This is a genomic window from Micromonospora sp. NPDC048894, from assembly GCF_040649765.1.
In the GTDB taxonomy this organism is placed as follows: Bacteria; Actinomycetota; Actinomycetes; order Mycobacteriales; family Micromonosporaceae; genus Micromonospora; species Micromonospora antibiotica.
Map to the genome: position 1 here is coordinate 168348 of NZ_JBEZFY010000003.1, position 13686 is coordinate 182033.

Annotated in this window: 11 protein-coding genes; 9 read left to right on the forward strand and 2 right to left on the reverse strand. The window is 73.1% G+C overall.

Going from position 1 to position 13686, the window contains the following annotated elements; genetic code table 11:
- Positions 1–5: 5 nt before the first annotated feature.
- Both AB0C22_RS07875 and AB0C22_RS07880 read right to left on the reverse strand, forming a co-directional pair.
- Positions 6–1649 (reverse strand): AMP-binding protein, encoded by a 1644-nt coding sequence (locus tag AB0C22_RS07875; RefSeq protein ID WP_357534156.1) that lies wholly within the window; start codon positions 1647–1649, stop codon positions 6–8.
- Positions 1639–3183 (reverse strand): NAD(P)-binding domain-containing protein, encoded by a 1545-nt coding sequence (locus AB0C22_RS07880; RefSeq protein ID WP_219463086.1) that lies wholly within the window; start codon positions 3181–3183, stop codon positions 1639–1641. Before AB0C22_RS07880 ends, AB0C22_RS07875 begins: the two co-directional genes overlap by 11 nt.
- Before the next feature lie 63 nt (positions 3184–3246).
- On the opposite strand from AB0C22_RS07880, the gene AB0C22_RS07885 reads away from it, so the two are divergent.
- The 9 genes from AB0C22_RS07885 to AB0C22_RS07925 all read left to right on the forward strand — a co-directional run bounded on the left by AB0C22_RS07885 (position 3247) and on the right by AB0C22_RS07925 (position 13672).
- On the forward strand, positions 3247–4764 hold the full coding sequence (locus AB0C22_RS07885; protein WP_219463084.1) for an aromatic amino acid ammonia-lyase: 1518 nt from the start codon (positions 3247–3249) through the stop codon (positions 4762–4764).
- Positions 4745–6316, forward strand: a complete 1572-nt coding sequence (locus AB0C22_RS07890; protein ID WP_219463082.1) for an FAD-dependent oxidoreductase — start codon at positions 4745–4747, stop codon at positions 6314–6316. The genes AB0C22_RS07885 and AB0C22_RS07890 overlap by 20 nt, the downstream gene beginning before the upstream one ends.
- Position 6317: 1 nt before the next feature.
- On the forward strand, positions 6318–7379 hold the full coding sequence (locus tag AB0C22_RS07895; RefSeq protein ID WP_357534157.1) for an alpha-hydroxy acid oxidase: 1062 nt from the start codon (positions 6318–6320) through the stop codon (positions 7377–7379).
- Complete coding sequence (locus AB0C22_RS07900; protein WP_357534159.1) at positions 7376–8710, forward strand: cytochrome P450; 1335 nt, start codon at positions 7376–7378, stop codon at positions 8708–8710. The genes AB0C22_RS07895 and AB0C22_RS07900 overlap by 4 nt, the downstream gene beginning before the upstream one ends.
- Positions 8707–9972, forward strand: coding sequence for a cation:proton antiporter (locus AB0C22_RS07905; protein ID WP_357534161.1), 1266 nt, complete (start codon positions 8707–8709; stop codon positions 9970–9972). The genes AB0C22_RS07900 and AB0C22_RS07905 overlap by 4 nt, the downstream gene beginning before the upstream one ends.
- 80 nt (positions 9973–10052) lie before the next feature.
- On the forward strand, positions 10053–10694 hold the full coding sequence (locus AB0C22_RS07910; RefSeq protein WP_255597633.1) for a response regulator transcription factor: 642 nt from the start codon (positions 10053–10055) through the stop codon (positions 10692–10694).
- Positions 10694–11974 carry a HAMP domain-containing sensor histidine kinase gene (locus AB0C22_RS07915; protein WP_219463078.1) on the forward strand — a complete coding sequence of 427 codons (1281 nt, stop codon included), beginning with the start codon at positions 10694–10696 and terminating at the stop codon, positions 11972–11974. The genes AB0C22_RS07910 and AB0C22_RS07915 overlap by 1 nt, the downstream gene beginning before the upstream one ends.
- Before the next feature lie 141 nt (positions 11975–12115).
- A complete protein-coding gene (locus AB0C22_RS07920; protein WP_219463077.1) occupies positions 12116–12523 on the forward strand; it encodes a YciI family protein in 408 nt (135 codons plus the stop codon).
- 3 nt (positions 12524–12526) lie between these two features.
- Positions 12527–13672: a DUF6596 domain-containing protein gene (locus tag AB0C22_RS07925; protein ID WP_219463075.1), complete on the forward strand. Its 1146-nt coding sequence runs from the start codon at positions 12527–12529 to the stop codon at positions 13670–13672.
- Positions 13673–13686 lie beyond the last annotated feature (14 nt).

The following is a 13686-nucleotide window of genomic DNA, read 5'->3' on the forward strand; positions in this document are numbered from 1 at the left end:
ACGGCTCAGCCGGTGCCCACGCCCAGGGCGCGCTTGTCCGGCTTGCCACTCGGCCCCACCGGGACCCGGTCGATCACCTCGACCGTCGTCGGGACGGCGGCTGCGCCCAGGGTCGCCGCGACCCGGTCGCGTAGCCGGCCGACGTCCAACGGGCACCCGGTGGCCGGCACCACGTACGCGTGCACCGCCTCGCCGGTGACGTCGTCGGGACGGCTGACGACGTACGCCTCGGCGACGGCGGGGTCGGCGGCGAGCACCCGTTCGATCGGGCCGGCGTACACCAGGTTGGCGTTGACGATGATGACGTCCCGGACCCGGCCGGACAGGTGCAGGTAGCCGTCGGCGTCCAACCGGGCCAGGTCGCGGGTGCGCACCCACCCGTCGGTGAACACCTCGGCGGTCTCGGCCGGGTCCGCCCAGTAGGCGCTGGCCTGCGCCGGGGTCCGGACGAAGAGTTCACCCTCGGCGGCAGGTCGGCCGGTGGCGTCGCGGATGGACAGGTCGACCACGTCGGGCGCGCGCCCGACCGAGGCGAGCCGGCCCGGGTCGGCCAGCAGCTCGGTCGGGGTGACCATCGCGATCATGCCGGTCTCGGTCTGCCCGTAGCCGTGGAAGACCACCGGCCCGAGCACGTCGAGCGCCTCGGCGAGCCGGGACGCGGTGAGCGGCGAACCGGACACCACGAGCGCCCGCAGGCTGCTCAGGTCGACCGGGTCGGTGCGCTGGTCGCGGACGAGCTGGTGCAGCTTGCCGACGGTGATCACGCTCGCGGTGGCCCGGTGCCGGGTGATCATGCCGGGGAAGCCCGGCGGGCGGGCGGCGACCAGGGTGCCCCCGGCAGCGAGGGTGAGGATGCCGTACTCCAGCATCACCTGGCTGCTCAGTGAACCGAAGACCAGGTAGCGGCCCAGCCGGGGCGCGAGGTCGGCGATCGCCGCCGGCCACCGTTCGGGGTACGCCGCCCAGGCCGCGCCCATCGCCGCGTACGTCTGGGCGCAGCCCTTGGGGTTGCCGGTGCTGCCGCTGGTCCAGGTGATCCGGGCGATGTCGGCGGGCCGGCCGGCGGCGACCAGCGGGCTGCCGTCGTCGGGGGTCCGCGCCAGCGCGGCGAGCCGGGTGTCGTCGACGAGCAGCGCGTCGTCGCTGGCGAGCAGCCGGTCGAGTTGTGCCGGCGTCAGCTCGGGCCGGATGCCGGAGACCCGGGCGCCGACGGTGAACGCGGCGAGGACACCGGCGAGCGCCTCCGGGGTGACCCCGATCCGCAACGCCACCGCCCGACCCGGCCCGATGCCGGCGGCGCGCAGCCCGCTGGCGGTCCGCCGGACCAGGTCCGCCAGCTCGGCCGCGCCGACGATCCGGTCGCCGTCTTCGAAGACCGGCCGGTCGCCACCGGTGGTGAGCAACCGCAGCACGGGCTGCGGCCACCGCTCGTCACCGGCGGCGACCGTGCCGGAACCGGCCCGGTCGCGGTCCGCCGACCCGCGACCGGCCCGGTCGTGCCCGCCGTGGTGGCCGGGCTCCGTCGCGCGGCGGTCGGCGTGCTGGTGCTCCGCCGCGCGACGGCCGTCGTTGTGGTGCTCAGTCGCGCGGTGGTCGGCGTGCTGGTGCTCGGCCGCGCGACGGCCGTCGTTGTGGTGCTCAGCCGGCATCGGACAGGACGCCCTTGAGGAACAGCGCCAGGGGCTGCTGGTGCACGCCGGGCAGGTCCCAGTTGTTCTCCAGGTTCTCGGCGAGGTGGTGGGTGGCGACGAGCTGCCCGCCCCGGTGCACCCGGACGACGGGGTGCAGGTAGCTGGCGTCGTGGGCGCGTTCGGCGTCGTTCTCGGCGATCCGGGGGACGGTGATGTCGAACGGGTCGACCTGGTCGTGGTCCGGGCCGTACTCCAGGGTGGTCACCACGGCGAACGGCTCGGCCCCCAGGCCACCGTCGTGCAGGTGGGCCACCGGCACCTCCTCGTGGTAGCGCGCGACGCCGTCGGCGATCACGACGACGTCGCCGAGGACGGTGAACTGCTGCCACAGCGCGGAGGTGCGGTTGATCCGGGCGATGATCGCGTCGGTGATCGCTTCCGGGGTGGCGTCCAGGGTGGTGGCCGGCCACGGCGTGCCGTGGTGCCGGGCGGCGAGCATCCGGTGCAGGGCGCGTACGCCGTACCGGAAGCCGTGGATGAAGCCGTTGGTGGAGCGCTTGAAGTCGCGCTGCTGGGTGAGGGTGCCGGCGAAGTACAGACCGGGCACGTTCACCGACTCGAAGCTGGAGGTCTGCTCGGGGAAGCGGTCGTTGACGGCCAGCCGGGGTCGCGCCGACGGGTCGAAGATGCTGGCGTCGAAGCGGAAGCCGGTGCACAGGATGACCCGGTCGTAGTCGAGTTGCCGGATCGACTCGCGGGTGCGGGCGTACCGGAAGTCGATGCGGTAGCCGCCGTCGTCGCGGCGGGCGATCCGCTCGACGGTGCCGTCGAGCACCGCGTTCTGCGACTTGAGCTGGTAGGTGTCGAGGAAGTTGTTGTTGACCGCACGCAGGTGCCCGACGTAGTGCGTCTGCCAGGCCAGCCGGATCGAGTGCGGGCCGGCGACGTGGATGACGGCGGCGGTCTCGACCAGGGCGTCGGCGGTCTCGAAGGCCGAGTTGCCCTTGCCGATGATCAGGACCCGCTGGTTGGTGAAGTCGTCCGGGTCGACGCTGACGGTGTCGTAGCGTTCGGCGAGGTCGACGCCCTCGATCGGCGGCACGTACAGCTGGGAGACGCCGGTGGCGACGACGACCCGGCGGGCGGTCAGGGTGTCGGCGTCGGTCTGAACGGTGAACAGGTCGCCGTCGCGGGCGATCCGGGTGACCCGGGTGTCGTACCGGACCCGCAGCCCCTGCGCGAAGGCGGCCAGGTAGCGCACCATGTCGTCGGCGTCGGGGAAGTAGCGCCGGCTGAAGTTGCGGAACAGCAGCGCCGGGTCGTCGGTGAGCAGCGAGTTCCAGTCGGAGCGCAGGTTGAACTCCGGATCGTCGGAACCGGTCCAGACCTTGTTGATCGAGATCAGCTGCCGGTGCCGGGGATAACGGGCGAAGAACGCCCCCGGCGTCGGCCCGGCCTCCAGCACCAGGTGGTCACGGCCGTCGCGCTCCAGCAGGGCGGCGAGCTGGAGCCCGGCCGGCCCGGCTCCGATGATCAGGTAGTCGAGCGTCATGCGGCGCACCGTATCGGCCCGATTTCAAAGCGTTCTGAGATTTCGTCTCTAGGGTCCCGTCGCATGACGACAGAGGTAGATCTCGCGGCCCCGCTGCGGATCGCCGACCTGAGCGCCGCCCGGGACCCGGTCCGGGTCGTGGTCGGGCCGCAGGTCCGCGACCGGGTCACGCACACCCGCATCTTCCTGTCCGAGGTGCTCGGTGAGGATCGCGCGGTGTACGGCAGCACCACCGGTTTCGGTGCCCTCGTCGGGTACGCCGGCCGGGCCGACCTGCGCGACCAGGCCGACAACACCCTCGCCCACCTCGGCGCGGGCCACGGCCCCGACCTCGCCCCCGGGATCGTCCGGGCGACGGTGCTGGTGCGAGCCTGGTCGCTGGCCCAGGGCGCGTCGGGGGTGTCCCCGCACGTGGTCGACGCGTTGGCGGCGATGCTCGGCACCAGCTTCGTGCCGGCGGTGCCGCGGTGGGGTTCGGTCGGCGCGAGTGGCGACCTGATCCCGTTGGGGGCGGTGGCCCAGGCGCTGCGCGGTCGCGGCCACGCCTACCTCGACGGGGTACGCCTGCCGGCGGCCGAGGCGTTGCAACGGGCGGGTCTGGAGCCGTTGCCGCTGGACGGTCGGGACGCGCTCGCCCTGGTCAACGGCACCTCGCTGACCACTGCGGCGACGGCCTTGGCGTTGTCCGCCGTGCGGGCAGCGCACCGGGCGGTGCAGGTGCTCACCTGCTTGCTGGCCGACCTGCTCGGCGCCGATCCGCAGTTCCTCGACGCCCGGCTGCTGCGCGCGTACGGCCATCCGGGCGCGATCGACGTGGGCGTGCGGATGCGGCGGGTCAGCGACGGGCTGGTCCCGTCGGGCAAGCGCCCGTTGCAGGAGCCGTACAGCATCCGGTGTGCGCCGCAGCTGCTCGGCGCGGCCGAGGACGCGCTGCGCCACGTCGATGCCGTGGTCACCGCCGACCTGGGCAGCGTCAGCGACAACCCGCTGTTCTTTCCCGACGACGATCTCGTGGTGCACGGCGGCAACTTCTTCGGCCAGCCGGCCGCGTTCGCCGCCGACCTGCTGTCGATGGTGGTGGCGCAGGTCGGCAACCTCGCCGAGCGGCAACTCGACCTGCTCGTCGACCCGCACCGCAACGGTGGCCTGCCGCCGATGCTGGCCGCCGGCCCGGGGCAGCAGCACGGGCTCCAGGGGGTGCAGTTGGCCTCGACCGCGCTGATCGCCGAGATCCGCCGGGACGCCATGCCGGCGAGCATGCAGAGCCTGCCGACCAACCTGCACAACCAGGACGTCATCCCGCTCGGCACCCAGGCCGCCCTGCGGGTCTGGGACCAGGCCGGGCTGCTCCGGCTGATCGTCGGGTCGCTCGCGTTGGGGCTGCGACAGGCCGCGTACGTGGGTGCCCGGACGCCCACCGCGCCGGGCTGCGGCGAAGCGCTGGCGGCGTTGGTGGAGGCGATCCCCCCGGTGGATCCGGACCGGCCGCTCGACGGTGACGTGCGGCGGGCCGCCGACGTCATGGACACGCTCGAACTTCCGTTGACCCCTCTCACCCTGGATGGCCGTCGTGACGCTTGACTATCTGATCATCGGGGCCGGGCCGGCCGGCCTGCAACTGGCGGCCCTGCTGGAGGCCGACGGCCGGCGCGACTACCTGGTGCTGGAGGGCGCGGACATCCCGGGCGCGTTCTTCGCCACCTATCCCCGGCACCGGCAACTGATCTCCATCAACAAGCCGCACACCGGCTCCGACGACCCGGAGTTCAACCTGCGGCTGGACTGGAACTCGCTGCTCACCGACGATCCGGCGCTGCGGTTCACCACGTACACCGAGCGGTACTTCCCGGACGCCGACGTGATGGTCCGTTACCTGGCGGACTTCGCCGCGAAGACCGGGGTCAAGGTGCGTTACGGCAGCCGGGTGACTTCGGTGTCCAAGGTGGACGGCGTCTTCGAGGTGCACGCCGGGGAGACCTTCCGGGCCCGGCGGGTGGTCGTCGCCACCGGGGTGTCCCGGCCGTACCTGCCGGACATCCCGGGGCTGGAGCTGGCCGAACAGTACGCGGACATGCCCGTCGACCCGCGTGACTACCTCGACCAGAAGGTGCTGATCATCGGCAAGGGCAACTCCGCCTTCGAGACCGCGGACAGCCTGATGGAGACCACCACGCTGATCCACCTGGCCGGCCCGAGTTCGGTGCGGTTGGCCTGGCGCACCCACTACGTCGGGCACCTGCGCGCGGTGAACAACAACTTCCTCGACACCTACCAGCTCAAGTCGGCCAACGCGATCCTGGACGGCACCGTCCGGCAGATCACCCGCGACGCCGACGGCTACCTGGTGACGTTCGCGTTCTCCCGGGCCGACGAGGTCACCAAGGAACTGCGCTACGACCGGGTGCTCGCCTGCACCGGGTTCGCGTTCGACGCGTCGATCTTCGACGAGTCCTGCCGGCCGGAGCTGGCGATCCGGGACCGTTTCCCGGCGCAGACCCCGGCGTGGGAGTCGGTCAACGTCCCCGGCCTGTACTTCGCCGGCACCATCACCCAGGAACGGGACTTCAAGCGTTCCACCAACGGTTTCATCCACGGTTTCCGCTACGCCGTACGGGCCCTGCACAAGATCCTCGAACGGCGGTACGCGGATGCGCCGTGGCCGGCGGAGAAGCTGGACGCCACCGGTGCGGCGATCACCGACGCGATCATCGCCCGGGTCAACCGCACCTCCGCGCTGTGGCAGCAGTTCGACGTCCTCGCCGACGTGGTCACCGTCGCCGACGCCGACGCGCGTTACCACGAGGAGGTGCCGGTGGCGTACTTCGCCGAGGCCGGTCTGCGTACCGTCGACCACGACTACTCCGACGCTTTCGTGGTCACCCTGGAGTACGGCCCGGAGCACGACCAGGTGGACCCGTTCGACGTGACGGTGAAACGGGTGGCCCAGGATGTCGTCGGTCAGGCCCACGACGCGGCATACCTGCATCCGGTGGTGCGCCACCACCGGGCGGGGCAGGTCGTCGCGACCCACCACCTGGCGGAGAACCTGGAGAACCGGTGGGACCGGCCGCAGGTGCACGTGACACCGTTGGCCGCGTTCGTCGACCGTTGCCTGCGCAGGGCCGGGGACTGACGTGCCGGCCGCCGACGAGGTGGGGTTGAACCTGGCCGACGTGGCCGCCGCCGCCCGGCGTCGGCTCGACCCGGTGCACTGGGATTTCTTCGCGGGCGGGGCCGACGACGAACGGACCCTGCGGGCCAACGAGGCGGCCTTCGGCCGGCGATGGCTGCGGCCCCGGGTGCTGCGCGGTGCCGGTGAGCGCGACCTGCGGATCTCGCTGTTCGGTAGTGCGCTGTCGATGCCGGTGCTGGTCGCACCGACCGCGTTCCACCGGCTGGCCCACCCCGAGGGGGAGGTGGCGACCGCCCGCGCCGCCGCCGAGGCCGGCACGGTCATGGTGGTCAGCATGGCGGCCACCCGGCCGGTCGAGCAGATCGCGGCGGCCGGCGGGCCGCTGTGGTTCCAGCTCTACCCGCACACCGACCTGGAGTTCACCACCACCGTGGTACGGCGGGCGGTGGCCGCCGGCTGCCGGGCCCTGGTCGTCACGGTCGACTCGCCCGTGTTCGGTCGGCGCGAGCGCGACCTGCGGCACGGTTTCGTGGACCTGCCCGCCGGCATGGTCTGCGAGAACATGCGTGACGCGAACGGCCGGGTCCGGGACATCGAGATGAACGCCCGGGTGGGCTGGGAGCTGGTCGCCGTGCTGCGCCGGCTCACCACCGTGCCGATCCTGCTCAAGGGGGTGCTGCACCCCGAGGACGCCCGGCTGGCCGTCGAGCACGGGGTGGACGGGGTGTTGGTCTCCAACCACGGCGGCCGGCAACTCGACGGGGTGACGGCCACCCTGGACGCGTTGCCGGCCGTCGTGGCGGCGGTCGACGGCCGGTTGCCGGTCCTGGTCGACGGGGGCCTGCGACGCGGCACGGACGTGCTTGTCGCGTTGGCGCTCGGGGCGACGGCGGTGCTGGTCGGCCGTCCGGTGTTGTGGGGGCTGGCGGTGGCCGGCGCGGCCGGGGTACGGCACGTGCTCGACCTGCTGCGCGCCGACCTGGACCGGGCGTTGGCCCTGGTCGGCGTCGCCCGACCCGGCGACCTCAGCGCCGATCTCGTCACCACGGGAGCGTCGGCGTGAGCGGGCCGGTGGTGTGGGGCGCGGTGGTCGTGCTCGGGGTGGGTTGGACGCTGCCCCGGTGGCTGCCCTCGGCGGTGGTGCGGCTGCGGCAGTGGGTCTTCGCCCGCGTCAACGGCGGGGAGGGCATCCCGGTGCCGGGTCCGCTGGTCGGCGTGGAGGACTTCGAGCGGCTGTACGCCGATCCGGCGGCGGACGGGCGCAGCCGGGGTGCCGGCCTGTCCGACCTGTTCTGGTACTGGCTGTCACCCGGCCCGCACATGCACCAGGAGCACCTGGAGCCGGGGGAGCGTTACCGGGCGGTGGCCGGGGTGACCCGGCGGGTGCTCGCCCTGCGCCCGCAGCGTGCCGACGCCCTCGCGACCGCCGCCACCCGGCGGGTGCTCGACGAGTTGCCGGCGGGGCGGGTCCACGTGCGGCTGCGGGACCTGATGATGCCGGTGTGGGCGGAGGTCTACCACGAGCTGATCTTCGGCGAGGTGTGCCCGAGGGAGGTCCGGGCGCTGTTCGTCGCCAACGCCGCCGACGTGGCCGCCGCGCTGAAGTGCACCGGCCTGCGGCACCTGGACCGGCGTGCCCCGTTGACCCGGTACCTGCGCGGGCGGGTCGAGGCGGGCACCTGCCCGGTGACGTTGCCGCCGCCGTTCACCGCCGAGGAGACGGCCTGGTACCTGCACGGCGCGTTCGGCACCACGGCGGTGGTGCAGATGTCCGAGGCGATGTCGCACGTGCTGCTGGCGCTGGCCAACCATCCGGATCTCCAGCGGGGCCTCGACGACGACGCCCTGGACCGGGTGATCGACGAGACCCTGCGGCTGCATCCGCTCTTCGGGGTCGCCCACCGGATCACCTCCGCGCCGATCGCGCTGCCCGCCGGGGTGACCCTGCCCGCCGGGTCGGTGCTGCTCTTCAACTACCTGGCGTTCCAGCGCAGCGGGCCGGCCGGCGACGAGCGGTTCGACCCGGACCGGTGGCGGACGCTGACCCGCCGGGATGCCCGCTTCATCCCCTACGGCGTCACCGCCAACCGGGCCTGCCCGGCGCGCGGGGTCGCGCCGGTGATGATGCGGGCCGCGACCCGTGAGGTGCTGCGCCGCTACGCCCTGGCGTCGTCGGCCGCGCACAGCCGGTCGCTGCCCAGCCGGGGCCCGGCGTACCTGACCCCGGCCGGTGTCCCCGGCCCGGGGCGGCTGCGGTTGGCCGCGATGCGGTGGCGGGACCGCTGGGCCGACGTGGGACGCAGCGTCCGGCAACTGGTGTTCGGCGCCTGGATGGTCGTCGACGCCCGACGACAACGGTTGTGCACCAACTACTTCGAGGAGGCGGTCCGGTGACCCCCACCCAGTTGGCTCCACGGTTCTTCATCGCGGTCGCGGTGATCCTCGTCTTCTGTAAGGCGGTGGCCTGGCTGCTCGGCCGGGTGGGCCAACCCGCCGTGGTCAGCGAGATGCTCGCCGGGGTGCTGCTCGGCCCGTCGCTGCTCGGGTTCGTCCTGCCGGAGGTGAAGGACGCCCTGTTCCCGACGGCGCTGCTGCCGGTCCTCTACGTGGTGGGCCAGGTCGGTCTGGTGCTGTTCATGTTCCAGGCCGGGTACGCGTTCGGCGCCCACCGGGTCACCGGTCTGGCCGGCACCGCCGGGCTGGTGTCGCTGGCCGGGGTGACCGCGCCGCTCGTCCTGGGGGTGGGGCTGGTCCTGGCCACCGCGCACGCCGTGCCGATGCGGGCCGACGGGACGTCGATCGGGGTGTCGGCCGCGTTCGTCGGGGTGGCGCTGGCCATCACCGCCTTCCCCATGTTGGCCCGGATCATCACCGAACGCGGGCAGGCCGGGACCCGGCACGGCACGTTGTCGCTGGCCAGTGGTGCGCTCGACGACATGGTCGCCTGGATCATGCTGGCCGTGGTGCTGGCGTTCGCCTCCGGCCGGGCCGGGCCGGCGGTCGTCACCGCCGCAGGCGCGGTGCTGTTCGGGCTGGTGCTGTGGTTGGCCGGGCGTCGGGTGACCGCCGCGTTGATGACCAGCCCCCGCCTCAACGACGGTGCCCGGGTGCTCGGCACGGTGGCCCTGCTCTTCCTGGTCGCCTGGTACACCGACGAGATCGGGCTGTACGCGGTCTTCGGCGCGTTCGCGGTGGGGGTGGTGATGCCGCACACCGCCAACACCGACCGGGTGGTGGACACCCTCACCCCGGTCGCCGCGACGGTCTTCCTGCCGCTGTTCTTCACCTATTCGGGGCTGCGTACGGAGTTCGGGTTGCTGGGCAGCGCGCCGGTGCTGCTCTTCGCGGCGGCCTGCGTGACGGCGGCGATCGTCGGCAAGTTCGGTGCCTGCTGGGCGGCGGCCCGGGTGCGGGGCGAGTCGCAGGGTGTCGCGTTGCGGGTGGGCGCGTTGATGAACGCCCGGGGTCTGATGCAGCTCATCGCGCTCAACGTCGGCCTGGAGGCGGGCATAGTGAACGCCTCGCTGTTCACCGTGCTGGTGGTGGTGGCGCTGGTCACCACGATGATGACGACTCCGTTGCTGAGTTGGATCGAGCACCGGGAGGCCCGTAGGCAAACCCCTGTCCGACCCCAGACCCTCGCGGTGGTGAAATGATAAAAAGATAGCTGTCACTATTTAGCCTTACTCTGTGCGATTGTGGACGCATGCCCGGGGGAGGATCGAACCGTCTGCTGTTGGTCGAGGACGACGAGGAACTGGCCGGCCTGCTCACCGAGTCACTGGTCGGTGACGGGTTCCTCGTCGACCACGCCTCGGACGGCCAACGGGGTCTGCATCTCGGACTGACCCGCACCTACGACGTGATGGTGATCGACCGGATGCTGCCGGCGCTCGACGGACTCGACCTGGTCGTCCGGCTGCGTTCGCGGAAGGTCCCGGCCCGCGCGCTGATGCTCACCGCGCTGGGCACGGTGGGCGACCGGATCGCCGGGCTGGACGCGGGTGCCGACGACTACCTGATGAAACCCTTCGACTTGGACGAGCTGAGCGCACGGATCCGGGCGTTGTGCCGGCGGGCGTCCGAGGCCACCACCGTGCTGCGCATCGGGGCCGGGTTGCTCGATCTGACGTCCCGCGACGCCGTGCTGGCCGACGGCACCCGGGTGGCGCTGTCCGCCCGGGAGTTCGAGCTGCTGCGGGTGCTGGCGGCCCGGCCCAACCTCGTGCACTCCCGGGCGGAGCTGCGCCGCCGGGTCTTCGACGAGACCGCGGCGGCGTCCATGGTGGACACCTACGTCTACTACCTGCGCCGCAAGCTCGGCCGGACGGTGGTCCGCACCGTGCACGGGCTGGGCTACCGGCTCGGAGCGCTCTGATGGAGCTGGTGGAGCAGGCGATGGTGCGCCGCGCCCGGTTGCGCATCGGCCTGCTGGTCGGGCTGGCCATCGGTGCCCTGCTGCTGTTGGTCGGCGGCATCTCGTACGCCGTGCTGGTGCGCAGCCAGGAGGCCCAGATCCACCGGGAGCTGGCGTGGGGCACCAGCCACGCCACCATTCCGGGTCCGCCCGCGTGCAGCTGGATCTTCCGCTACAACGGCCTGATCACCGACACCGGTCTCAACCCGCCGCCGCCGGGCTTTCCGCTGACCGGTGCGCTGACCTCGGTGGCCGCGACCGGTGTCACCGAGGTCACCACCGTCACCCGCAACGGCACGACTTACCACGTCCGCACCGAGTCCCGCAACGACGGGCTGGTCGTCCAGGCGGTGTTCGACGCGCGGTTCCAGCTGTCCGACCGTCGGCACCTGCTGCTGGCGTTCAGCCTCGCCGCGGCGGTCGGGCTGCTCGTCGCCGTGCTGACCGGTGCGCTCGTCGGTCGACGGGCCGTCGCGCCACTGGCGGAGGCGTTGACCCGGCAACGGCGGTTCATCGCCGACGCCAGCCACGAGCTGCGTACCCCGATCGCCCAGGTGCACATCCGCGCCCAGCTGATGGCGCGGCGGGCCCATACCGGTGGCAGCGCGGCGAGCCTGGAGGATCTCGACCGGCTGATCGGCGGCACCCGCCGGCTCGGCGAGATCGTGGACGACCTGCTGCTCTCGGCCCAGCTCGCCGCCGCTCCCGCCGACCGCCGGGCGTACCCGCCGGTGGATCTGACCGCGCTGGTCGGGGCGGCCGTCGCCGCCGAGGCGGACCGGGCCGCCGAACGCCAGGTCACTGTCGCGGCGGACCTGCCCGGCGAGGCGTTGCCGGTGCCGGGGGTCGAGTCGGCGCTGCGCCGGGTGGCCGGGGAGCTGCTCGCGAACGCGCTCGCCCACACACCTCCCGGTGGCCGGATCGACGTGTCGCTGCGCAGTGGCGGCGACTACGCCGAGTTCGTGGTCGCGGACAGCGGGGACGGCTTCGACCAGGCCGACGCGCGGCGCATCTTCGACCGGTTCCACCGTGGCGGGGGTGCCGGGGAGCACCGGTTCGGGCTGGGGTTGGCCCTGCTCCAGGAGGTGGTCACGAGCCACCGGGGCACGATCGAGGCCGAGGGCCGGCCGCACCGGGGGGCGGTCTTCACCGTCCGTCTGCCCGCCACCCGACCGTCCGCCCCCACGGAGCGGGTCTCGGGAATCCGACGTCTGCGGGTACGGCAGCTCGTGGAGCGGTGAGCGGGGCGGTACGGCCGTCGCCGCGCCGGCCCAGCGCCGGGAAAAAAATCCCGGCCGGGATGTCGAGAACGGGGGACCGGCGTCGTCCCCGGGGTGAATGCGGCCAGAATGGTGGTCGCACCGGCACCGAGGAGACACCCGATGGCGAAGTACCTGCTGCTCAAGCACTACCGAGGCGGCCCCGCCGCGGTCAACGACGTCCCGATGGACCAGTGGACGCCCGAGGAGATCACGGCCCACATTCAGTACATGAACGACTTCGCGGCCCGGCTGGAGGGCAGCGGGGAGTTCGTCGACGGGCAGGCGCTCGCCCCCGAGGGGACGTTCGTCCGGTACGACGGGCCGGGCCGTCCGCCGGTCACCGACGGGCCCTTCGCCGAGACCAAGGATCTCATCGCCGGCTGGATGGTGATCGACGTGGACAGCTACGAGCGTGCCGTCGAGCTGGCCGGGGAGTTGTCGGCCGCCCCGGGGGCGGGCGGGCGACCGATCCACGAGTGGCTGGAGCTGCGCCCGTTCCTGACCGAGCCGCCGACCATCACCGACTGACCGGTGGACGGTGACCTGCTGCGCCGGCTCACCCCGCAGGTGCTCGGGGTGCTCGTCCGGCGCGGGGCCGACTTCGCGGCGGCCGAGGACGCCGTGCAGGACGCCCTGGTCCAGGCGGTCCACGGCTGGCCGGCCGACCCGCCCCGGGACCCGTTGGGCTGGCTGGTCACCGTGGCCTGGCACCGGTTCCTCGACGCGGGCCGGGCGGACGCCGCCCGGCGTCGGCGTGAGGGCCTCGTCGTCGAGGAACCGGCCCCCGGCCCCGCGTCGGGGGTGGACGACACGCTCCAGCTCTACTTCCTGTGCGCCCACCCGTCGCTGACCCCGTCCTCGGCGGTCGCGTTGACCCTGCGTGCCGTCGGCGGGCTGACCACCCGGCAGATCGCCCGGGCGTACCTGGTGCCGGAGGCGACCATGGCGCAGCGGATCAGCCGGGCCAAGCGCACCGTGTCCGGCGTACGCCTCGACCGGGCGGGCGACGTCGCCACCGTGCTCCGGGTGCTCTACCTGGTGTTCAACGAGGGCTACTCCGGCGACGTCGACCTCGCCGCCGAGGCGGTCCGGCTCACCCGGCAGCTCGCGGCGATGGTCGACCACCCCGAGGTGGCCGGGCTGCTCGCCCTGATGCTGCTGCACCACGCCCGCCGCGCGGCCCGGACCACGCCGGACGGCAGCCTGGTCCCGCTCGCGGCGCAGGACCGCAGCCGGTGGGACACCGCCCTGATCGCCGAGGGGGTACGCATCCTGCAGGCGGCGCTGGCCCGGGACCGGTTGGGTGAGTTCCAGGCCCAGGCCGCCGTCGCCGCGTTGCACGCCGACGCGCGCACCGCCGGGGAGACCGACTGGGTGCAGATCGTCGAGTGGTACGACGAACTCGTGCGGCTGACCGACAGCCCGGTGGTGCGGCTCAACCGGGCGGTGGCCGTCGGGGAGGCCGACGGGGCGTGGGCCGGGCTGGCGGCCCTGGCGGCGGTGGACCCGTCGGTGCCCCGCCACGCGGCGGTGACGGCGTACCTGCACGAACGGGCCGGTGACCGGGCGACGGCGGCCCGGTGGTACGCCGAGGCCGCCGACCGGGCCGCCCACCTCGCCGAACGCGACCACCTGATCCGCCAGGCCGCCCGCCTCAACGCCCGTCCGCCCGGCTGAGTTCCGGTGCGCCC